Below are 21,887 nucleotides of genomic sequence, written 5' to 3'. Positions count from 1 at the left end.
CCGTAATTCCGGGGAACACAAGGGAACAAGCACTCATGGCGAAGATTACCTACATCGAACACAACGGCACCCGCCACCAGGTCGAGGTCCGCCCCGGCATGACCGTGATGGAGGGTGCGCGCGACAACGGCATTCCCGGCATCGACGCCGATTGCGGCGGCGCCTGCGCCTGTTCGACCTGCCATGTCTATGTGGCGCCGGAATGGACGGACAAGCTGCCGCCGGTGGACCCGATGGAGCAGGACATGCTGGACTTTGCCTACAAGCCCGACCCCGAACGGTCGCGCCTGACCTGCCAGCTGAAAGTGACCGAGGCGCTGGACGGCTTGGTCGTGCAGATGCCCGAACGCCAGATCTGATCGTCCCTCACGGTGACGTGTCGATGGCCGCGCCCGCACAGGCGCGGCCATCTGCGTATCAGGCCCTGGCGGCGGTTGTCCGGCACCGCGTTTCGTGGTGACCTGCCACGTCATGTCACGACCGTCACGGGGGAACGGATGCAGCATCGTCGCAGGATCGGGATCGCGGCCTTGGTCGCCGCAACCACGCTGGCCGCGCCCGCGATCGCGGGCACCATCCAGGTGACGGTGACCGGCATCCCCGATGACCGCGGCGTGCTGGCCTGCAGCCTGCATGCCGATCCCGCGGGGTTTCCCGACGGGGCGGGCGCGGTCCATGACGCGTCCCCGCCGCGCGGTGGCCAGGCTGTCTGCACGTTCGAGGGCGTGATGCCGGGACGCTATGCGGTGGCGGTGCTGCATGATGCGAATGCCAACGGGCGGCTGGACACCAACGTGCTGGGAATGCCGCAGGAACGCTGGGGCATTTCTGTCGGGCCTGCACCGCGCTTGCGCGCGCCGCGTTTTGACGAGGCCGCGTTCGACATGGGCACCGACCCGCTGCAATTGCGGATCGACCTTGATCCGTGACTGTGACCCGTTGACCGACAAGGATTTTCACGCATGACATTCCGCTTTCTGCACGCATCGGATCTGCATTTGGGCAAGCCCTTCGGCGGCTATCCCGAGGGTATCCGCAACCGCCTGCGCGAGGCGCGTCATGCCGCCATCGGGCGCCTGGCCCAGGCCGCCCGGCAGGGCGGTGCACAGGTCGTGCTGCTGGCGGGCGACAGTTTCGACGCGGAAACCCCGGCCCCCGACACCCTGCGCCAGGCGCTTCGCGCGATGGCGGAGGAGGCAGACATCCGCTGGATCATGCTGCCCGGCAACCATGACAGCCTGGCGGCGACCGAGCTGTGGCGGCACATCGCGACCGATGGCCCGGCGAACCTGAAACCCCTGCTGGATGACGGCCCGGTGACCTTGGCCGACGACGTCTGGCTGCTGCCCGCGCCTTGCACGCAGCGTCGCGCCGGGCGCGACCTGACGCAGGCGATGGACGCGGCCACGCCGCAAGGCGCGCGGCGGATCGGCTTGGGCCACGGCCCGGTGACGGATTTCGACGAGAGCGACGGGCGAACGGGCATCATTCCGCCCGACCGTGCGGCGCGGTCGGGGCTGGATTACCTGGCACTTGGCGATTGGCACGGACAGCGCCAGATCGGCCCCGCGACCTGGTATTCGGGCGCGCCAGAGGCCGACAGCTTCAAGCATGACGGCCCGGCGGGTGCGCTGCTGGTCGAACTGGGCGCCCAGGTGACGGTGCAGGCGGTGCCCGTGGGGCAGTTCCGCTGGACCCGCTCGCACCTGGACCTGCTGCCCGGCGCGGATGTGCGGGCGGCGCTGACGCGCGCCCTGCCGACGGAACGGGCACGCGATCATCTGGTCAGCGTGACGGCAGGCGGCAGGCTGGCCCTGTCGGACCGTGCGGCGCTGGACGCGGCCCTGCAGGCGGCTGCGCCCGATTACGGCTGGTTCGCCGCCGACTTGTCCGCCCTGCAGGTCGAGGCCCGGCCCGACGATCTGGACCTGATCGACCGCGCGGGCGCGCTGCGCCACGCCGCCGACGCGCTGCTGGCGGATACGACCGACCCGCAGCGGTCGCAGGCCGACCGCGACATCTCGGCCGCGGCGCTGTCGCGCCTGTACAGCTTTGCGCAGGAGGTGCAGGCATGAAGCTGCGCGCGATCGAGCTGACCAACCTTCGCCGCTTTGCCGGGCGCCGGGCGGTGCTGTCCGACCTGGGCGACGGCATCACGGTTCTGTCCGAACCGAACGAGTTCGGCAAATCCACCTTTTTCGATGCGCTGCACGCGCTGTTCTTTGAACGCCACCGCAGCAGCCGCGCACCGGTCAAGGCGCTGCAACCCCATGCCGGCGGCGCGCCTGAGGTGGCGGTCGAGATCGAATCGGCCCAAGGGCGGTTCCGCATCCACAAGCGGTTCCTGTCGCGCGCGCACGCGCGGATCACGGACGCGCAAGGCCGCCTGATCGCCCAGGAGGACGAGGCCGAGGCCTGGATCGACCGCCTGCTGGATGGGGGGCTGGCCGGACCGTCGGGTCTGTTGTGGGTCCGCCAGGGCCTGTTGGGGCTGGAGCCGGAAGGCAACAGCGCCGCGGACCGGCAGGACCGCGATCGCAACCTTGGGACGCGGCGCGACCTGCTGTCTTCCGTCACCGGAGAGATCGACATGATGACCGGGGGGCGGCGCATGGACGCGGTCCTGGACCGCGTCGGGCAGGAGATGGCACGGCTGGCCACCGCCACCGGCCGCCCCAGGGCCGGGGGAGAATGGCAGCGTGCGATCGAGGAGGCCGAGCGACTGTCCCGTGCCGAAACCGAGGCTCGCGACAAGGCCGCGCGTCTGTCCGGCGACTTGGCCCGCCGCTCCGAGGTGACGCGTATGCTGGCCCGCGTGACAGACCCGGAGGCAGCACGGGCCCGCCAGGCTGCCCTGACGCAGGCCGAGGAGGCGCATCAGGCCGCCCGCAAGCATGCAGACCGCCTGGCGCAGGCGGAACGCGACCTGACGCTGGCCCGGATGGCCGAGACGACCGCGCGCCAGCAGATCGACCAGACCCGACAGCTGTCCGACCGCGTGACCCAGGCCCGCGAGACGCTGCGCCTGGCCGAAGCGCGCGCGGTGGCCGCCCGCGATCGCGCCGAGGTGCTGGCCCTGCGCGATTCGCAGGCTGCCGAGGCGCACCGCCAGGCTGGCGAGGTCGCGCGCGATCTGCGCGGACGCCTGTCGCGGGCACAGCAGGCGCGGCTGGCGCTTGCGGCGCGGTCTCGGGTGGTCGATCTGACCCATCGGCTGGACCGGGCGCAGGCGCTGCAGGCGCAGCTGCACGCGGATCGGGCACAGCGGGCGCGGCTGACCATCACACCCAAGGCGATGGCACGGCTGGATCAGGCACAGACGGTGCTGGACCGCCTGGACGCGCGGGCCGAGGCACAGGCGGTGACCATCGAATTTCACGCGGACGGGCCTCTGGCGACGCTGGCGGACGGAACCCCCGTCGAGGGTGCATGGGCGGTGCCGGGGCGGACGCACGTCACGCTGCCGGGCTTTGGCGCGATCAGCGTCGATCCGGGATCGGGGCGGGGGGCGCAGCTTGCCGCAGATCTGGGGCAGGCGCAGCGGGACGTGGCAAGCGCGCTGCAGGATTGTGGGGCGGCCGATCTGGCCGATGCGCGTGACCGGCTGAACCGCGCGACGCGGCTGGACGATGCGCTGCGCCAGGGGGCGCAGGCGCTGGACGATCTGGCGCCGCTGGGCCTGGATGCGTTGCGCGAAGCACTGGCCCTGGCCACGGCCGAGGCTGCCGATGCCCCTGCGGATGCCGAGGACGCGGCAGTGCTGGAACCTCTGCTGACCGCCGCCGATACCGCCGAGGCGCAGGCGCAGTCCCAATCCCGCAGCGCCCATGAGGCCGCGACCGCCGCCGGGGAGGCGCGTGCCGATGCCGAGGGAGAGCGCCGTTCCGCCGAACGCGCGCTGGCGGATGTGCTGGCCGAGGCCGGATCGCTGGACGATCTGGCGGCGCGTCTGGATGCGCTGGCCGCCACGCTGCCCGACCTGTCGGCCCGCAGCGCCGAGGCCGCCCGGCTGTGCGCCACCCTGTCGGATGCGGCCCCCGACCTGACCACCGCCCAGGCCGCGCTGTCGCGTGCCACCAGTGCTGCCGAACAGGCCCGGCGCGACGCGGAGACGATGGAGCGCGACCTTGCCGCGCTGAACACCCGCATCGCGCTGTTGGCCGAGGAGGGGATCGAGGAAACGCTGGACGAACTGTCCGGGCAGTGCGCCGAGGCCCACGCCCGCGCTGACCGCTATGCCGCCGAGATGGCCGCCCTGACGCGCCTGCGCGACACGCTGGAGCAGGCGCGCACGCGCCAGCGCGATGCCTATTTCAAGCCGGTGGTGCGCGAGCTGCAGCCGCTGTTGTCGATCCTTCATCCCGGCGCGGCGCTGCAGATCGACGACCAGACCCTGCTGCCGCATGCGCTGACCCGTGACGGACAGGCCGAACCGCTGGACATCCTGTCGGGCGGCACGCGCGAACAGGTGGCGATCCTGACGCGGCTGGCCTTTGCGCGCCTGTTCGCGCAGGCCGGGCGGCCGGTCCCGGTGATCCTGGACGATGCGCTGGTCCACACCGATGACGACCGGATCGAGGCGATGTTCACCGCGCTGCACCGCGTCGCCACCGATCAGCAGGTGCTGGTCCTGACCTGCCGCCAGCGGGCGTTCCAGTCCCTGGGCGGCACCCGCGCCCATGTCCGGATCGAGGACCTGTAACCTCAGCGGGCCAGCAGCTGCGCCATCGCGCGCGCGGCCTCGGGGACGGGCTGGATCAGCGGTACGGGGGACAGGGGCGCCAGCCGGACCGCCGCCTGCGCCAATGGGCCGCCGCCGATGATCACCGCCTCGGCACCGGCTGCCGCGGCCCGCATCACCGCCTCCAGCAGGGCGTGATCCAGCGCGTCGGGATCGCCCATCACATCTGGGCTGTCGGTCAGGTGACACCCCAGATAGCGGCCGGGCTGCCCCCGCATCAGCGCGTCGATCCGGTCCCGCAGGGCAGGGGTGGTGGTCGCGACCGCAAAGGCGCGCCCCCCCTGCGCCGCCGCCCGCGCGGCTGCGGCCCCGATGCCGATCACCGGCACCGCAAGGCGGGCTGCCAGCCGATCCGCGCCCGGATCGCCGAAGGCGGCGACGATCACGCCGCGACACGCCGCGGGCGGGTGCAGCGCCGCGATGCCGTCGGCCGCACGGTCCAACTGGTCCGGGGTGACGATCACCTGCGGCCCTGTGGGCGCCGTCCACCCCTGAAGGTCCGCCAGCCACGGCGCCGCGATCGCGCACATCGCCGCGGTCGTGACCGGGTTCGCATTGGGATTGGCCAGCAGGATCATCCCGCGCCTGTGGCCCGCTTATCGATGCGCTGTCCATCCCGAAAGACCGGCCGCGATGGCGAAAACATTGCGTGCAGGAATTGTCAGCAATCTGACCGCCCGGCGTGCAGCACGCAGGTTTTTTGCGAACCGACCCCCGCGCGATGCCCGCCCGCCGCTGCGCAGCCCTGCAGCGGCGGTCCAAGGTGATCCCAATTCGGGGCAGCAACGACCCCGGCCAACAGGGAGAACGACCGTGCTTGATCTGAGAAAAGGCATCGCCGCATTGGCGCTTTCGGTGGCGGTGCTGGCCGGACCTGCGGCCATGGCCCAAGGCACGCTGCGCATCGGCATGACCGCCGCCGACATCCCGCTGACCACCGGCCAGCCCGATCAGGGCGGCGAGGGGCTGCGCTTTATCGGCTATACGGTCTATGACGCGCTGATCAACTGGGATCTGACGCAGGGCGACGGGCCGTCCGGCCTGGTGCCGGGCCTGGCCACCGCATGGGAGGCCGACGAGGCCGACCGCACCCGCTGGACCTTCACGCTGCGCGAGGGGGTGACCTTCCACGACGGCAGCCCGTTCAACGCCGAGAACGTGGTCTGGAACCTGGACAAGCTGCTGGACGAAAGCGCCGAACAGTATGATCCGCGCCAATCGGCGCAGGGCAAGTCGCGCATTCCCGCCATCGCCAGCTATCGCGCCGTGGACGATCTGACGGTCGAGATCATCACGCATGAGCCGGACGCCACGCTGCCCTATCAGCTGGCCTGGGTGATGATGTCGTCCAAGGCCAACTGGGAGGCTCTGGGCAAGGACTGGGAGCAGGTCGCGGCCAAGCCGTCGGGGACGGGGCCGTGGATGATGGAATCCTTTGTCCCGCGCGAACGGGCCGAGCTGGTGCCCTTTGCCGATTACTGGGACGAGACGCGCATTCCCAAGCTGGACCGGCTGGTGCTGATCCCGTTGCCGGAATCGAATGCACGCTCGGCCGCGCTGATGTCGGGGCAGGTCGACTGGATCGAGGCGCCGGCCCCCGACACCATCCCCGCGATGCAGGGCAACGGCTTTGCCATCACCCAGAATGCGCTGCCGCATAACTGGACCTGGCACCTGAGCCGGGTCGAGGGGTCGCCCTGGAACGACATCCGCGTGCGCAAGGCCGCGAACCTGGCCATCGACCGCGAGGCGATGGGCGCGCTGCTGGGCGGGCTGATGATCCCGGCCAAGGGGTTCGTGCCGCCCGAATCGCAATGGTTCGGAGAGCCGGATTTCGACGTCACCTATGACCTGGAGGCCGCGCAGGCCTTGATGACCGAGGCCGGGTTCGGCCCCGACAACCGGCTGAAGGTCAAGGCGCTGATCTCTCCCTCCGGGTCGGGCCAGATGCTGCCGCTGCCGATGAACGAATACATCCAGCAGTCGCTGGCCCAAGCCTGGATCGACGTCGAGTTCATGGTCGTCGAGTGGAACCAGATGATCAACCTGTGGCGCGCAGGCGCCGCCGATCCGTCGGTCGAGGGATCGCAGTCGATCAACTTCACCTACTTCATCCAGGACCCGTTCACCGGCTTCATCCGGCACCTGGATTGCGACCTGATGGCACCTAACGGCACCAACTGGGGCCATTACTGCGACGAGGACATGCAGGGCCTGTTCGAGGAGATCAAGACGACCTTCGACCCCGCCGAACAGGACGCGGTCCTGCGCCGCACGCATGAGAAGTTCGTCGATGATGCGCTGTTCCTGATGGTCACGCATGACGTGGCGCCCCGCGCCATGTCGCCCAAGGTACAGGGCTTCGTGCAACCGCAGAACTGGTACCTGAACTTCTCGTCCATAACGATGGCCGAGTGACCCGCAACCGGCCGCGCCCGTTGCGGGTGCGGCCCAGCCAGGGACACATGACGTGCTCAGCTATTTCCTTCGACGCCTGATCCTGGTGCTGCCGGTGGCCTTCGGGGTGTCGGTCGTCTGCTTTGCGCTGGTACAGATCGCGCCGGGCGACCCGCTGACGGCCATCATGCCGGTCGATGCCACCGCCGAACAGCAGGCCGCGATGCGCGCGGCATACGGCTTGGACAAGCCGGTGCCGGTGCAATACCTGATCTGGGTCGGCAACCTGCTGCAGGGAGAGATGGGCCGCTCAATCGCGTCGGGCCGCCCCGTCGCGGCCGAAGTCTTCGGCGCGGTCGGCAATTCGCTGCTGCTGGCGGCGGCGGCGGCGGTGATCGCCTTTCCGATCGGCATCTTCCTGGGGTTCCTGGCGGGCTATTTCCGCGACACGGCGCTTGACCGGGCGGTGACGGCGCTTTCGATCACCGGGGTGTCGGTGCCGAACTATTGGCTGGGCATCGTGCTGGTCATCATCTTTTCGGTCAATCTGGGCTGGCTGCCGTCGATGGGCGCGGGGCCGGGCGGGTCGCAGGACTGGCAATGGGACTGGGCGCATATGCGCCACCTGGTCCTGCCTGCGGTGACGCTGGCGGTGGTGCCCATCGGCATCGTCGCACGCACCGTCCGGGCGCTGGCGGGCGACATCCTGTCCATGGATTTCGTGACGGCGCTTTACGCCAAGGGTCTCAGCCGCGGTGACGTGCTGCGCCACGTGGCCCGCAACGCCGCCGCCACTGCGCTGTCGGTGATGGGGTTGCAGCTGGGATACCTGCTGGGCGGGTCGATCCTGATCGAGACGGTGTTCAACTGGCCCGGATCGGGGTTCCTGCTGTCCAACGCGATCTTTCAGCGCGACCTGCCGCTGCTCCAGGGGACGATCCTGGTGCTGGCCATGTTCTTCGTCGGCATGAACCTGATCGTCGATGTGGCCCAGGCCGCCATCGACCCCCGCGTGAAAAGGAGCTGAGCGCATGGTTCAGGTGACCACAACCATCCCCGCCGTCCCGCCCGCGCAGCGCGGCTACTGGTCGGGCGTGCTGGCGCGGCTGCGGCACGACCCGGTGTCGATGATCTGCGCGGCCGTGCTGGCGCTGCTGGTCCTGTCGGCGGTCTTCGCGCCCTGGCTGGGCCTGGCCGACCCCTATCAGGGCAGCATGATCAACCGCCTGGCCGCCCCCGGCACGCCCGGCCACCTGCTGGGCACGGACGAGCAGGGCCGCGACATGCTGTCCCGGCTGATCCATGGCGGGCGGCTGACGCTGTTCATCGGGCTGATGCCGGTGGTGCTGGCCTTCTTCATCGGCGGCACGTTGGGGATCATCGCGGGCTATGTCGGCGGCATCACCAACACGATCATCATGCGGGTCGTGGACGTGTTCTTTGCCTTTCCGTCGGTCCTGCTGGCCATCGCCATCTCGGGCGCCTTGGGGGCGGGGGTGCTGAACAGCCTGGTGTCGCTGACCATCGTGTTCATCCCGCCGGTGACGCGGGTGGCCGAGGCGGTGACATCGGGCGTGCGCAGCCTCGATTACATCGACGCGGCGCGGGCGTCGGGGGCGAATGCGCTGACGGTGGTCCGGGTGCATGTGATCGGCAACGTGCTCTCGCCGATCTTCGTCTATGCGACCTCGTTGACGTCCGTCTGCATGATCCTGGCGGCGGGGCTGTCGTTTCTGGGCATCGGCGTGCGCCCGCCCGAACCGGAATGGGGGCTGATGCTGAACACGCTGCGGTCGGCCATCTATGTGAACCCGTGGCTGGCTGCGTTGCCGGGGGTGATGATCTTTGCCACCTCGCTGTGCCTCAATCTGCTCAGCGACGGTCTGAGGAGTGCGATGAATGTCCGCGACTGACAAACCACTGCTGAGCGTCCGCGACTTGAAGAAGCATTTTCCCATCAAGGGCGGCATCCTTGGCCGCACCCAGGCCATGGTCCAGGCCGTGGACGGCGTCAGCTTCGACGTCCGCGCGGGGGAAACCCTGGGCATCGTCGGCGAATCCGGCTGCGGAAAGTCCACCACGGCGAAACTGCTGATCGGCCTGGTGGACCGCGACGAGGGCGACATCGACCTGGGCGGCAAGTCCCTTGGCCGCGACATCAGCCTGCGCGCGCTGCGCCGCGACATCCAGATGGTGTTCCAGGACAGCTATGCCTCGCTGAACCCGCGCATGACCATCCTGGACAGCATCGCGTTCGGCGCGCGCGTGCAGGGCCTGGACGATCCGGCGGGCCGGGCGCGCCGCCTGATGGCGCGGGTCGGGCTGGATCCCGACCGCTTTGCGGGCCGCTATCCGCACGAACTGTCGGGCGGGCAGCGCCAGCGCATCAACATCGCCCGCGCCCTGGTCATGTCGCCCAAGGTCGTGGTCCTGGACGAGGCCGTCAGCGCGCTGGACAAATCGGTCGAGGCGCAGGTGCTGAACCTGCTGTCCGACCTGCGCGCGGAATTCGGGCTGACCTATATCTTCATCAGCCATGACCTGAACGTGGTGCGCTACATCTCGGACCGCATCCTGGTCATGTATCTGGGCGAGGTCGTGGAACTGGCCCCGGTCGACATGATCTGGGCCGAACAGGCGCATCCCTATACCCGGTCGCTGTTTTCCGCGATGCCGTCGATGGACCCGGACAACCGCACGCAGAAGCCGCCGCTGACCGGCGATCCGCCGAACCCCATCGACCCGCCGCCGGGCTGCCGGTTCCACACCCGCTGCGCCTTTGCGGCCGACATCTGCAAGACCCGTCACCCCGCCCTGGGGCCGATGGTCGCCGGGTCGCCGCATTGGGTCGCCTGCCACCTGCACGACCCGGCATCCGGCCATCCGCGCGCCGGACAGGGGGTGCCCGCATGACGCCGCTGTTGCAGATCGACAATCTGGACGTTCGTTTCAAGGGCGGGCGCACGGTCCATGCCATCAACGACCTGTCCCTGACCCTGATGCCGGGCGAAACCTTGGCCCTGCTGGGCGAGAGCGGGTCGGGCAAGAGCGTCACGCTGAAGACCCTGCTGCGCCTGCTGCCCGAGAAACGCACCGACCTGTCGGGCGACATCCGCTTTGACGGGACCGACATCATGACCCTGTCGGGGCGGGCGTTGCGGTCCTATCGCGGGGGCGACGTGTCGATGGTGTTCCAGGACCCCGGCCTGGCGCTGGACCCGGTCTATACCGTGGGCCAGCAGATCGCCGAGACGGTGATGCGCCACAAGGGCCTGTCCCGGGAGAACGCGATGGACGTGGCACTGGACATGCTGCACCGCGTGCGCATCCCGTCGCCGAAACGGCGGCTGGCCAATTATCCGCACGAGCTGTCGGGCGGCATGCGGCAGCGGGTGATGATCGCGCTGGCGCTGGCCTGCCGTCCGCGCCTGCTGCTGGCGGACGAGCCGACGACCGCGCTGGACGCGACGGTGCAGATCCAGATCCTGCTGCTGCTGCGCGAACTGCAGCGCGAATTCGGCATGGGGGTGATCTTCGTCACCCACGACATCGGCGTGGCGGTCGAGGTCTCGGAACGTATCGCGGTCATGTATGCCGGCCAGATCGTCGAGGAAGGCACCACGCGCGACGTCATCCGCAACCCGCGCCACCCCTATACCCAGGGGCTGCTGGCCGCGAACCTGCATGACGTGGCGCGTGGCGCGCGGCTGGACGCGATCCCCGGCGCCCCTCCGTCGCTGGAGGTGCGGCCGGACAGCTGTTCCTTTGCGCCCCGCTGTCCGATGGCGCTGCCGGCCTGCCGACAGGCGTTGCCGCCCGTCCTGACGCCCGGCCCCCGCCGCCGCGTGGCCTGCCTGCGCGCAGGCGAAACCCTTGCCGCAGAGTAGATCATGACCGACCCCTGGCACGCCTTTCTGCCCTATCCGCCCGTCCCGGTTCCCCATGCGGACCAGGGCCCGCTGTCGGGCCTGACCCTTGCGGTCAAGGACATCTATCATGTCGCCGGATACCGCACCGGGGCGGGGTGTCCGCTGTATCTGGCGGAAAGCCCGGTCCACGCGGACACCGCCCCCTGCGTCCAGCGCCTGCTGGACGCCGGAGCCCACTTTGTGGGCAAGGTCCACACGGACGAACTGGCGTGGTCCATGTACGGCATGAATGCCCATTTCGGCACGCCCGTGAACCCGGCCGCCCCGGATCGCATTCCCGGCGGGTCGTCGTCGGGGTCGGCGGTCGCGGTGGCGGGCGGGCTGGCCGACATCGCCATCGGGTCGGATACCGGCGGCTCGGTCCGCGCACCGGCCAGCTTTTGCGGGACATGGGGGTGGCGGCCGACCCACGGCCTGATCCCGATGGCGGGCGCGATGGCGCTGGCGCCCAGCTTCGACGCCTGCGGGCTGTTCGCGCGCGACGGGACGGTGCTGGCCCGTGCCGCCGCCGTGCTGGTCGCGGATGCAGCCCCCGTGACCGCGCCGGACCTGATGGTGCCCACCGACATGCTGGCCCTGCTGGGGCCAGAGGCGAGCGCGGTGTGGCAGGACGGGTTCGGACATCTGCCTGCGCGCGGGGTGAGTGTCTATCCCGACAGGGTGGATGCGGCCTATGCGACGTTCCTGACCGCGGTCATGGCGGATGCCAAGGAAACGATCCTGCCCTTCATCCGGGCCTCGCGCATGCCGCTGGTGCGCGGCATCGACAGGCGCGCCGACGCGGCCGACGCGCTGACCCCCGACCAGATCGCCCAGGGTCGCGGCGCGCGCGAGGCGTTCGCGCGGCACATGGACGCCCTGCTGGGCGCGAATGGCGTCCTGCTGGCCCCGGTCGTGCATGACGCGCCGTTCCGCCTGGACGCGCCCCAAGCGGTGTTCGACGGCTTTCGTCACGATGCGCAGCGGTTGCTGTGCGTGGCTGGCATGGCGCGGCTGCCGCAGGTCGTGTTTCCCGCCGGAACCGTCGACGGTGCGCCGTTCGGCCTGTCGCTGATAGGGCCGCGCGGGTCCGACCTGTCGCTGATCGCGCTGGCCTGCCAACTGTCCCGCCAACCGCAGGAGGCCGCATGACCTGTCCCATAGAGACGCGCCTGGCCGACCTGGGCCACGCGCTGCCGCCATCCGCCCCGTCGCGGGCGCTGTTTCTGCCCGGCAAGGTCAGCGGCAACCTGCTGTTCCTGTCGGGCCAGATCTGCGAATGGGAGGGGGTGCCGCAGTATTTCGGCCCCATCGGTCCCGGCTTTGATATGGCGGACGGGCAGGCGGCGGCGCGGATGTGCGCGCTGAACCTGCTGTTCTCGATCCGCGCGGTGGCTGGCTCGTTGTCACGGGTGTCGCAGGTGATCCGGCTGGGCGGGTTCGTCGCCGCGCCGCCGGGCTATGGCGATGGACCGGCGGTCGTGAATGGTGCGTCGCAGCTGTTCATCGACCTGTGGGGCGATGCGGGACGCCATGCCCGCACCGCGGTCAACGTGGCCTCGCTGCCCGCCAATGCGCTGGTCGAGGTCGAGGCGATCGTCGAGCTTACCCCGCCGTGACCTGATCCGCGATCCAGGTGCGAAACCGGGCAAAGGCCGGGTCACCCTGACGGCGGTCGGGCCATGCCAACCAATAGGCGCCCTCGCCGGGAACGCCCGCGCGCAGGATCGGCTGCAGGCGGCCCTCGTCGATCTCGGGCTGGGCCAGATAGCTGGGCAGCAGCGCCACGCCAAGCCCCGCGATCGCCGCCTGGATCATCATCGAGAACTGGTCCATCACCATGCCCGACACAGCCGGCGGCGTGCCGCCCTGGGCCGCGAACCATGCGGACCAGCCCGAAGGCCGCGTCTCCAGCTGCAGCAGGGGCAGGCCCGCCATGTCCGAGGGATGCGCCACCGGATGATGCGCCAGCATCTGCGGCGAGGCGCAGGCCGTCAGGCGTTCGTCGAACAGCCGCAGGTGATGCGCGTCGGGCCAATCGGGTTGGCCGAAGAAGATCACCGCGTCAAAGGCTTCGCTGGCAAAGCTGAAACGCTGGATCTTGGTCGACAGGTTGATCGAGATGCCGGGATTGTCCGACAGGAACTGTCCGATCCGCGGCGCCAGCCAGCGCGTGGCAAAGGTCGGCAGCACCGACAGCGACAGCACCCCCCCGCCCGGATTGGCGATCAGCCCCATGCTGGCCCGCTGGATCACGTCCAGCCCCTGGGTGACGGACGCGGCATAGGTCACGGCCTCGGGGGTGGGGGTCAGGCGCTTGCGGTCGCGGGTGAACAGGGGTTTGCCCAGCTGCCGTTCCAGTGACGCGACCAGCCGGCTGACGGTGCTTTGCGTCAGGTGCAGCTCGTCCGCGGCGGCTGTGACGGACCCGTGGCGCATCACCGCCTCGAAGGCGATTAGTTGGGACAGGCTGGGCAGGAACCGGCGTTGGCGCATGGGATCATTCATAGAATGCATGAACGCATGAGGAAATAGCGTTTTTCATGCGACGCTTGCCGGGTTACCCTGTGTCCAACAGTCATCACATGCAGGACCCATCGCCATGCTGGACAAGACAACCGTCGATCATAAGGGCACGGCTTTTGCCTGGGAGGACCCCTTCCTGCTGGACGACCAGCTGGAGGAGGATGAACGGATGATCCGCGACACCGCCGCCTCCTTCGCCGCCGACAAGCTGGCTCCGCGCGTCACCGACGCCTATCTGAACGAACAGACCGACCCCGAGATCTTTCGCGAGATGGGGGCCAGCGGCCTTCTGGGCGTGACCATCCCCGAGGAATATGGCGGGGTCGGCGCGGGCTACGTCGCCTACGGCCTGGTCGCGCGCGAGGTCGAGCGGATCGACAGCGGTTACCGGTCGATGATGTCGGTGCAGTCGAGCCTGGTGATGTTCCCGATCCATGCCTATGGGTCCGAGGAGCAGCGGATGAAATATCTGCCCAAGCTGGCATCGGGCGATTGGATCGGCTGCTTCGGCCTGACCGAACCGGATGCAGGCTCCGACCCCGCCTGCATGAAGACCCGCGCGACCAAGACCGAGGGCGGCTATGTGCTGAACGGGGCCAAGATGTGGATCTCGAACAGCCCGATCGCGGATGTCTTCGTGGTCTGGGCCAAGTCCGAGGCGCATGGCGGCAAGATCCGCGGCTTTGTCCTGGAGAAGGGCATGAAGGGGCTCAGCGCGCCCAAGATCGGCGGCAAGCTGAGCTTGCGCGCATCCATCACCGGCGAGATCGTCATGGAGAACGTGGAGGTGTCCGAGGACGCGCTGCTGCCCAATGTCAGCGGCATGTCCGGTCCCTTCGGCTGTCTGAACCGCGCGCGTTACGGCATCAGCTGGGGCGTGATGGGGGCGGCCGAGGATTGCTGGTTCCGCGCGCATCGCTATGGCATGGACCGCAAGCAGTTCAACCGTCCCCTGGCCGCGACGCAGCTGTTCCAGAAGAAGCTGGCCGACATGCAGACCGAGATCGCCCTGGGCCTGCAGGCGTCCTTGCGCGTCGGTCGCCTGATGGATCAGGGCCGCTTTGCGCCCGAGATGATCTCGATCATCAAGCGCAACAATTGCGGCAAGGCGCTGGATATCGCGCGGCTGTCGCGGGACATGCATGGCGGCAACGGCATCCAGGCCGAATATCACGTCATGCGCCACGCCCAGAACCTGGAGACGGTGAACACCTATGAGGGCACGCATGACGTCCATGCCCTGATCCTGGGCCGCGCGCAGACGGGGCTTCAGGCCTTTGCCTGAAGGCCCGCTCTCTGGTCTGCGCGTCGTCGAGCTGGCGCGCATCCTGGCCGGTCCCTGGATCGGCCAGACCCTGGCCGATCTGGGCGCCGAGGTCATCAAGGTCGAGGCCCCCGAAGGCGACGACACGCGCCGTTGGGGTCCGCCCTTCATCGACCGCCTTCGCGCCGACGGCACGGTGGAGACGGTCGCCGCCTATTTCCACGCCACGAACCGCGGCAAGACCAGCGTCACGTGCGACTTCAACGATGCGGGCGATGTGGAGCGTCTGCGTGCGCTGATCGACGGCGCCGATGTGGTGGTCGAGAATTTCAAGGCGGGTGGCCTGGCGCGGTTCGGGCTGGATTACGCGATGCTCTCGGCGCGCAATCCGGGCTTGGTTTATGCGTCGGTTACGGGGTTCGGGCAGACCGGGCCGCGCGCCAGCCAGCCGGGATACGACTTCATGATCCAAGGCATGGGCGGCATCATGGAGCTGACCGGCGATCCTGCAGGCGATCCGCAGAAGGTCGGCGTGGCCTGGATCGACATCTTCACCGGCCTCTATGGCGTCATCGGCATCCAGGCGGCGCTGGCGGAGCGGGCGCGGTCGGGGCGGGGGCAGCAGGTCGATCTGGCGCTGTTCGATTGTGCGCTGGGGGTGCTGGCCAATCAGGCGGCGAACCATCTGCTGGGCGGGGTCGAACCCGTGCGGCTGGGAAATGCCCATCCGAACATCGTGCCCTATCAGGTCTTTCCGGCGCGGGACGGCCATCTGATCGTCGCCTGCGGGAACGACCGTCAGTTCCGGTCGCTGTGCCTGGCGCTGGACCTGTCCGCTCTGGCGGATGATCCGACGCTTGCCACGAATGCGCAGCGGGTGGCGGGGCGCGAGGCGCTGTGCGCGACCCTGGCGCGGGCGATGACATCGCGCGACCGCGCCGACCTGATCGCGGCGCTGACCGCGGCCGGAGTGCCCGCAGGTCCGATAAACCGCGTGTCCGAGGCGCTGTCCGACCCGCAGGCGCAGGCGCGGGGCATGGTCGTGTCGCCCGAGGGCATCGCGGGGTTGCGCACGCCCATCACCCTGTCCCGCAGCCCGACGGTAGCAGAAGATGCCGCCCCGGCCCTGGGCGAGGGTTCGTTCAGCTGGCGGCGGTGACCAGCGGCTGCGGCGCATGCAGCGGCAGGATCGCCCGCGCCGCCTGATCGCCGAAGGCGCAATCGAAGACGATGTCGCTGCCCATGCCGAAGACGCGCGTGTCCGGGCGAAGCGCGTCTTTCAGCTTGTCCACCGGGGACAGACTGGTCAGCCCCTGCGGCCCCGATCCGATGATCAGCGGTGCAATCGACACCTGCAGCCGGTCCAGCAGGCCAGCCTCCAAGAAACCGGTGATGGTGATGCCGCCACCCTCGATCAGCAGCGATCCAAGGCCCATGTTCCGCAAGCCATCAAGCACCTGTATGGGGTCCATACGTCCGTCTGGGGCGGGCAGGCGCAAGACCTCGATCCCCGGGGCGCGGGGGCGGTTTACGCCAGTGACGATGATCCGCCGCGCACCATCCGCCATCAGCACCAGCGCATCGTCGGGCAGCCGCCCGCGCGGGTCGATGACGATGCGCGCAGGGTTGTGGCCGCTGCACAGCCGCACAGTCAGGCGCGGCTGATCGTGCAGCGCGGTCTTGACCCCGATCACCACCCCGTCGACCAGCGCGCGCAGGCGGTGCAGATGGGCTAGGCCTTCGGGGCCGGACACGTCACGCGCATCGCCGGTGGCCGTCGCGACCCGCCCGTCCAGCGACTGTCCGATCTGCGCGATCGTGACCGGACCAAGATCGCGTCGTGCGACCGGCGCATAGAGGTCAAGCGCCGCGCGTTCGCCGGCGCTGAACCGACCGCAGCAGGCGCAGGCCTGACCGGTGCGGACCGACAGAAGCCGGTCCCAGACCCGAGGGGTGACGTCGACGGCATGCATGGGCGGTCCTCCTCTGGGTGTCAGGCCGTGCCGGGGGGCAGGGCCAGCATGTCATGATGCCCGATCAGGCAACGGCTGTCGCCTGCCATGGCGATCCGGCTGCGGCCCCAATCGGTGGCGACGGACAGGCCGGTCTCGGATGCGGCCTCGGCGATGCCCTGGACCAGCGCGCGGTGCAGAGGGGCCTGATCGGGGCCGATCCGCCACGGGCTTTGGCCGGTGTGGACGTCGAAGCCCGCGTCACGGAAGATCTGCGTGGCGGTCACGGCCGCATCGGGCCCAAGCGCGGGGCCAAGTCCCTTGTCGCCGCGCTGATGGTCGTTGAACGCCCGCGTGACATCCGCATCGCGCGGCAGCGCCGGGTCCCACGTCATGATGCCGTCATAGGACAGCGCCGCATAGAACGGCACGCCGGCATCAGCCAGTCGCGTGGCCAGCGCGGCGATCCAGTCGGCGGGCATCAGGTCCAGCAGGGCCGATGCCGTGACCAGCGTCACGCCGTCCAGCGGCAGCCCCTCCAGGTCGCGCAGGTCCAGCTGGTGGACGGTGGCGCGGCCCGGCGCCTCGGTCGCCGCGCGCTCCAGCAGGGCTGGATCATTGTCGACCAGGTGCCAGCGGGCATTGTCGGGCAGATGCGGGCCAAGCGTGCGCAGGGTCGATCCGGTGCCACAGCCCAGGTCCAGCACGACCGGGTTCGGCCCGGACAAAACCGCAGCCTGCGCCATCAGGGTCGCGTCGCGGGCGGCCATGTCGGCGGGTTCGCGCAGGCCCAGCCATTCCGCCGAGAACCCCATGCTCAGATATCCCCTTCGTACCAGGCGCGGGCCATGTGGCTTTCGTGCAGCAGGACGCGTAGCTTCTTGACGCGGCCGCCATCCTTCAGCCCGCCGGCCCGCACGGTACCAGCCATCTGGTCGAAAATGTGCTTGCACAGGAATTCTGTGGTGGTCATTTTCCCTTTGAATTCAGGAATTTCATCCAGGTTCTTGTAGCGCAGCGGAGCCAGCGTCTCGGCCAGGGCTTCGGTTGCAAGGCCGATGTCGACGACTAGGCTTTCGTCATCCATCTCGGCGGCGAAGAAGGCGCAGTCTACAGTGAAGGTCGCGCCATGCACCCCTTGTGCCGGACCGAAGGTCGGCGAGGGAAAGGAATGGGCGATCATGATGTGGTCTCGGACTTCGACGGCGAACATGGTGTCTCCAGGGTCAATAGATGATGCGGTGGCACAGCGTGGCGGGGTCCGCCAGGATGCCGGGATAGGCGTCGGGCAGGTCGGCAAAGGCCGTTTGCCCCGAAATCAGGGCGTCCAGCCTCGCGTCTCGAAGCAGGTCCAGCGCCTTGGTCAGGCGGCGTCGATAGGTCCAGCGCGGCGCACGGTCGGGCGGGATCCCGCCCACCTGCGTGCTGACGATGCGCAGGCGGCGGCTGTGGAACGCGCCGCCCAAGGGCAGGGCCACCTGTTCGGCGCCGTGCCAGCTGGCTTCGGCGATGGTGGCCTGCGGCCCGGCCAAGGACAGCGCCAGCACCAGCCCGGCTTGGGATGCGCTGGTATGGATCACCACGTCCTGATCACCGGGGGCATCACCGGGGTTTGCAAAGGCGCAGCCCAAGTCGCGCGCGGTGGTGGCGCGTTCGGGCAGGGTGTCGATCACTGTGACCTCTGCCCCCGGCAGTCGCGCCGCCAGAGAGGCCGTCAGCAGTCCCACCAGCCCACCACCGACCACGGCGATGCGGTCACCCGCGCCCGCGCCGCTGTCCCACAGGATGTTCAGCGCTGTCTCCATGTTCGCGGCCATAATCGCGCGTTCCGGCGGCAGCTCGTCGGGCAGCGGGATCAGCGCATCCTCCGGCAAACGAAATTCGGTCTGGTGGGGGAACAGCGAAAAGACCATGCGACCGGCAAGCGCCCCGTCGGTTGCCTGACCGACATTGGCATAGCCGTACTTGACCGGAAACGGAAAGTGGCCTTCCTGGAACGGCGCGCGCATGCGGTCATGTTCGCTGGACGGCACCTTTCCCGACAGGACCAACCGTTCCGTGCCCCGGCTGATGCCGGAAAACAGGCTGCGGACATGGACGCCGTCGCCGACCTGTGCGGGACGCAACTGCGCCTCGCCCGGTGTGGTGCACCAGAGTGCGCGGGCCGTCATGCCAGCAGATGTCCCGACTTGCGTGCCTTGGTGTCCAGATAGCGGGTGTTCTCGGGGCCGCGGCCGACCTTGAGCGCGACGCGGTCCACGACCTCGATGCCCTCGCTGTCCAGACGGGCAATCTTGGCAGGATTGTTGGTCATCAGGCGCACGCGAGCGATCCCCATCTGGCGCAGCAATGCCGCGCCCGTGCGGAAATCGCGTTCGTCATCCTCGAACCCAAGGCGGTGATTGGCCTCGACCGTATCCAGTCCCTGATCCTGCAGGCTGTAGGCGCGCATCTTGTTGGCAAGGCCGATGCCACGACCTTCCTGGTTCAGATACAGCAGGACGCCGGTCCCGTTTGCCTCCATCGCGCGCAGGGCGGCCTGCAGTTGAGGGCCGCAATCGCATTTCAGGCTGCCCAGCACGTCGCCGGTGAAGCAGGCGGAATGCAGGCGGACCAGCACGGGCTGGCTGCGATCGGGTGTGCCGACCTCGACCGCGTAATGCTCGGGGCCGCCGTCGGGCGCGCGGAACACGTGCAGCCGTCCGTTTCGTGCCGCCAGCATCGGCACGCGGGCGTTCGACACGGGGCGGGGATCGCGGGGCAGCAGGATCTGATTCAGGACATCATCGGCGGCCAGGATGCCCAGATCGTTGCGCAGGGCGGTCTCGACGACATCGGGGCCGGTCACGACCAGAACGGCGGGCAGCAGTTCGGCCGCCTTGACCAGACGGATGGCGGCGCGGTGCATCGGGGCGGGGGCGTGCTGCGGTGCCTGGGGCACGGCGGCCGATGCGGGCATCTGGCGCGACGGATCGGCCAAGGCCTGGATCCAGTCCAGACGTGCGCCGGCGGGAACCGGGATCAGGGCGACCTCACCCTCGTGGGGACGATGGCGCAGGGCGTCCGCGCGACGGGCCGTCAGCACCAGTTCACCCCCGGAACCAAGGGCCGCGAACCGTTCCGGCGACAGCGTCTCGACCGGCAGGATCAGCGCCGCAGCGGGCTCGCCCAGCAGCACGACGGGCAGGCCAAGCCTGAGATCGGAGACCATGCGCGCAACCCGTTCGGCCGTGCGCAGCGCCAGCGGATCACCGGTCGCGGTGACCGAAAGCGCAGCGGGGGTGGTCGGGGGAAATACGTGCATTGGTCAACCTTCGTCCCTGCAAATTGAGGTGTCACGCAAGTCGCAACGTCTTGAAACACGTAGCAGTTCCGCAAAGGTTGCGGCGTTGTGGCAGAATGTCGCAAAGTTTCGCGCGGCGTTTCGGCACGCCCCGGTTTTCTGGACGCGGGCCGCCGATGGCCCTAGGCTGCGACCGTTCAAACCTGAGGATACCCGATGCAACTGCGTGCCTATCTGGGGCTGATCCGGTCGCTTGCCATCTATTACAACCCGCTGCGGCGCAGGCAGCTGCGGGCGTTCTATGGCGGGCTGCTGCAACCGGGCGACCTGGCCTTCGACATCGGCGCGCATGTGGGCAGCCGGGCGCGCGCCATGCGGGCCGCCGGGGCGAGGGTCGTGGCCTGCGAACCGCAGGAGCCGTTCGCGGGCTTTCTTCGCCGCAGCCTGCCGCGCGACATCGTGCTGGTGCAGCAGGCCGTGGGCCCGACGGAGACGGTGGCCCGCATGGCGGTGTCGTCGCTGCATCCGACGGTATCGTCGCTGAGCACCAGCTTTGCGGCCGAGGCGGCCGCTGCCCCCGGCTTCGAGCATGTCCGGTGGGACCGCAGCCAGGAGGTGCGGATGACCACCATGGACGCGCTGATCGCGGCGCATGGCCTGCCCGATTTCGTCAAGATCGACGTCGAGGGGTTCGAGCTGGACGTGCTGTCCGGGCTGGGCCAGCCGCTGCCGATGCTGTCGGTCGAATACCTTCCTGCGTTCCGCGACCGGACGCTGGCGGTGATCGACCGGCTGCAGGATCTAAGCCTTTACCGCTTCAATCCGGTGACCGGCGAGGCGGGCGGATTCCTGTGGGACGACTGGCGCGACGCGGATGCCGTGCGCGCCTGGCTGAAGGGCCTCGACCCGCAGGGCGGGTCGGGCGATCTTTACGCGCGGCTGGCCTAGCGGTCCGCACGCAGCGTCGCGGCCAGCCGGTCGAAGATCGGCGCCGGGGCGGTGATGACGGTCCCCGTCTCCTCGGGGCGTTCGTCGGGGGTCCAGCCTTCGACCTGCATCCCCGCCTCGCGGACCAGAACCAGGCCGGCGCTGATGTCCCAGGGACGCAAGCGGCGTTCCCAGAACCCGTCCAGCCGCCCGGCCGCCACATAGGCCAGATCCAGCGCCGCGGCACCCATCCGGCGCACCCCCGCCGTGCCCGGCAGCACCCGCGCCAGGTCGGCCGCGTGATCGTCGATGTAAGGCATGTTGCCGAACGGCAGGCCCGTCCCAAACAGCGCCACGTCAAAGCCCGGCGGCGCGGCAGGGTCCAGGCGGCGCCCGTTCAGCTGCAGCCCCGACCCTGTCATGGCGCTGAACGTTTCTGCCTTCAGCGGGTCGTGGACCACGCCCAGCACCAGTTGCCCGTCCTGTTCCAGCGCGATGGACACCGCCCAATGCGCGATCCCGCGCAGAAAGTTCGTCGTGCCGTCCAGGGGGTCCACGATCCAACGGCGCCGGCCGGGACGGGCGTCGGTCTCCTCGCCCAGCCAGCCGTCGTCGGGGTTGGCGCCCAGCAGGCGGTCGCGCAGCAGTGCCTCGGACTGGTGGTCGGCCTGCGACACGAAGTCGCCCTGACGCTTGGCGTCGATGGTCAGCAGGTCGCGGTCGTTCCAATGCGCCTGCAGCAGCGCACCGGCTGCATGGGCGGCGTCGATAGCCAGGGTCAGGTCGTCGGTGGTACCCATCGGGGATCCTTTCAGGGGGCGGGCCGCATGCCCCCTGCGGAGGCAACGGGGGCGTATCGTGCCCCCTACACGGGATTATCAGTTGCACG

22 protein-coding genes are annotated in these 21,887 nt (G+C 69.2%); 14 read left to right on the top strand and 8 right to left on the bottom strand.

Annotation, left to right across the window (positions count from 1 at the left end):
- The first annotated feature begins 35 nt into the window (after positions 1-35).
- The 4 genes from PRL19_RS15220 to PRL19_RS15205 all read left to right on the top strand — a co-directional run bounded on the left by PRL19_RS15220 (position 36) and on the right by PRL19_RS15205 (position 4,702).
- Entirely contained in the window at positions 36-359 is a 324-nt protein-coding gene (locus tag PRL19_RS15220) for a 2Fe-2S iron-sulfur cluster-binding protein (protein ID WP_045998869.1), read from the top strand.
- Positions 360-497: 138 nt separating this feature from the next.
- Positions 498-929, top strand: coding sequence for a DUF2141 domain-containing protein (locus tag PRL19_RS15215; protein ID WP_273743464.1), 432 nt, complete (start codon positions 498-500; stop codon positions 927-929).
- A 33-nt stretch (positions 930-962) separates the two neighbouring features.
- Positions 963-2,075, top strand: coding sequence for a metallophosphoesterase family protein (locus PRL19_RS15210; RefSeq protein WP_273743463.1), 1,113 nt, complete (start codon positions 963-965; stop codon positions 2,073-2,075).
- Complete coding sequence (locus PRL19_RS15205) at positions 2,072-4,702, top strand: AAA family ATPase (RefSeq protein ID WP_273743462.1); 2,631 nt, start codon at positions 2,072-2,074, stop codon at positions 4,700-4,702. The genes PRL19_RS15210 and PRL19_RS15205 overlap by 4 nt, the downstream gene beginning before the upstream one ends.
- A 2-nt stretch (positions 4,703-4,704) precedes the next feature.
- Here PRL19_RS15205 and PRL19_RS15200 read toward each other — a convergent pair whose 3' ends face one another.
- Positions 4,705-5,319, bottom strand: coding sequence for an aspartate/glutamate racemase family protein (locus PRL19_RS15200; RefSeq protein ID WP_273743461.1), 615 nt, complete (start codon positions 5,317-5,319; stop codon positions 4,705-4,707).
- 235 nt (positions 5,320-5,554) lie between these two features.
- Here PRL19_RS15200 and PRL19_RS15195 point away from each other — a divergent pair, with 235 nt between their 5' ends.
- From PRL19_RS15195 to PRL19_RS15165, 7 genes are read left to right on the top strand one after another with little or no spacing between them, the layout of a single operon-like run.
- Positions 5,555-7,159, top strand: coding sequence for an ABC transporter substrate-binding protein (locus PRL19_RS15195; protein ID WP_337960262.1), 1,605 nt, complete (start codon positions 5,555-5,557; stop codon positions 7,157-7,159).
- A 52-nt stretch (positions 7,160-7,211) separates the two neighbouring features.
- Positions 7,212-8,165, top strand: a complete 954-nt coding sequence (locus PRL19_RS15190; RefSeq protein WP_045998875.1) for an ABC transporter permease — start codon at positions 7,212-7,214, stop codon at positions 8,163-8,165.
- A gap of 4 nt (positions 8,166-8,169) precedes the next feature.
- The gene (locus PRL19_RS15185; RefSeq protein ID WP_273743460.1) at positions 8,170-9,051 is read left to right on the top strand and encodes an ABC transporter permease; all 882 of its coding nucleotides are present in this window, start codon (positions 8,170-8,172) and stop codon (positions 9,049-9,051) included.
- Positions 9,038-10,051, top strand: a complete 1,014-nt coding sequence (locus tag PRL19_RS15180; protein ID WP_217845681.1) for an ABC transporter ATP-binding protein — start codon at positions 9,038-9,040, stop codon at positions 10,049-10,051. Before PRL19_RS15185 ends, PRL19_RS15180 begins: the two co-directional genes overlap by 14 nt.
- Positions 10,048-11,025, top strand: a complete 978-nt coding sequence (locus PRL19_RS15175; RefSeq protein WP_139598344.1) for an ABC transporter ATP-binding protein — start codon at positions 10,048-10,050, stop codon at positions 11,023-11,025. The genes PRL19_RS15180 and PRL19_RS15175 overlap by 4 nt, the downstream gene beginning before the upstream one ends.
- A gap of 3 nt (positions 11,026-11,028) precedes the next feature.
- Entirely contained in the window at positions 11,029-12,198 is a 1,170-nt protein-coding gene (locus tag PRL19_RS15170) for an amidase (protein WP_273743459.1), read from the top strand.
- Positions 12,195-12,665 carry a RidA family protein gene (locus PRL19_RS15165; RefSeq protein WP_252928482.1) on the top strand — a complete coding sequence of 157 codons (471 nt, stop codon included), beginning with the start codon at positions 12,195-12,197 and terminating at the stop codon, positions 12,663-12,665. Before PRL19_RS15170 ends, PRL19_RS15165 begins: the two co-directional genes overlap by 4 nt.
- Here PRL19_RS15165 and PRL19_RS15160 read toward each other — a convergent pair.
- Positions 12,652-13,542 (bottom strand): LysR substrate-binding domain-containing protein, encoded by an 891-nt coding sequence (locus PRL19_RS15160; protein ID WP_139598389.1) that lies wholly within the window; start codon positions 13,540-13,542, stop codon positions 12,652-12,654. The genes PRL19_RS15165 and PRL19_RS15160 overlap by 14 nt on opposite strands.
- A gap of 106 nt (positions 13,543-13,648) precedes the next feature.
- Here PRL19_RS15160 and PRL19_RS15155 point away from each other — a divergent pair, with 106 nt between their 5' ends.
- Positions 13,649-14,857, top strand: coding sequence for an acyl-CoA dehydrogenase (locus PRL19_RS15155; protein WP_273743458.1), 1,209 nt, complete (start codon positions 13,649-13,651; stop codon positions 14,855-14,857).
- Entirely contained in the window at positions 14,850-15,995 is a 1,146-nt protein-coding gene (locus tag PRL19_RS15150) for a CaiB/BaiF CoA transferase family protein (RefSeq protein WP_273743456.1), read from the top strand. The genes PRL19_RS15155 and PRL19_RS15150 overlap by 8 nt, the downstream gene beginning before the upstream one ends.
- On the opposite strand, the gene PRL19_RS15145 is transcribed toward PRL19_RS15150, so the two are convergent.
- The 5 genes from PRL19_RS15145 to ribA are packed head-to-tail and all read right to left on the bottom strand — an operon-like array spanning position 15,979 to position 20,092.
- A complete protein-coding gene (locus tag PRL19_RS15145) occupies positions 15,979-16,809 on the bottom strand; it encodes a RibD family protein (RefSeq protein WP_273743455.1) in 831 nt (276 codons plus the stop codon). The genes PRL19_RS15150 and PRL19_RS15145 overlap by 17 nt on opposite strands.
- A 20-nt stretch (positions 16,810-16,829) precedes the next feature.
- A complete protein-coding gene (locus tag PRL19_RS15140; RefSeq protein WP_273743454.1) occupies positions 16,830-17,603 on the bottom strand; it encodes a class I SAM-dependent methyltransferase in 774 nt (257 codons plus the stop codon).
- 2 nt (positions 17,604-17,605) lie between these two features.
- Positions 17,606-18,001, bottom strand: coding sequence for a 6-pyruvoyl trahydropterin synthase family protein (locus PRL19_RS15135; RefSeq protein WP_273743453.1), 396 nt, complete (start codon positions 17,999-18,001; stop codon positions 17,606-17,608).
- A 13-nt stretch (positions 18,002-18,014) separates the two neighbouring features.
- A complete protein-coding gene (locus PRL19_RS15130) occupies positions 18,015-18,959 on the bottom strand; it encodes a zinc-dependent alcohol dehydrogenase (protein WP_273743452.1) in 945 nt (314 codons plus the stop codon).
- Positions 18,956-20,092: a GTP cyclohydrolase II gene (gene ribA / locus PRL19_RS15125; RefSeq protein ID WP_420704402.1), complete on the bottom strand. Its 1,137-nt coding sequence runs from the start codon at positions 20,090-20,092 to the stop codon at positions 18,956-18,958. Before ribA ends, PRL19_RS15130 begins: the two co-directional genes overlap by 4 nt.
- 195 nt (positions 20,093-20,287) lie before the next feature.
- Between ribA and PRL19_RS15120 the strand changes: the two genes are divergently transcribed.
- Positions 20,288-21,019 (top strand): FkbM family methyltransferase, encoded by a 732-nt coding sequence (locus PRL19_RS15120; RefSeq protein ID WP_273743451.1) that lies wholly within the window; start codon positions 20,288-20,290, stop codon positions 21,017-21,019.
- On the opposite strand, the gene PRL19_RS15115 is transcribed toward PRL19_RS15120, so the two are convergent.
- Positions 21,016-21,798 carry an inositol monophosphatase family protein gene (locus PRL19_RS15115; protein WP_273743450.1) on the bottom strand — a complete coding sequence of 261 codons (783 nt, stop codon included), beginning with the start codon at positions 21,796-21,798 and terminating at the stop codon, positions 21,016-21,018. The two genes, PRL19_RS15120 and PRL19_RS15115, sit on opposite strands and share 4 nt — an antisense overlap.
- Positions 21,799-21,887 lie beyond the last annotated feature (89 nt).

Source organism: Paracoccus marcusii (genome assembly GCF_028621715.1).
Taxonomy (GTDB): Bacteria; Pseudomonadota; Alphaproteobacteria; order Rhodobacterales; family Rhodobacteraceae; genus Paracoccus; species Paracoccus marcusii.
The sequence above is the reverse complement of the archived record's forward strand: the minus strand, read 5'-3'. Positions and strand labels throughout refer to the sequence as shown.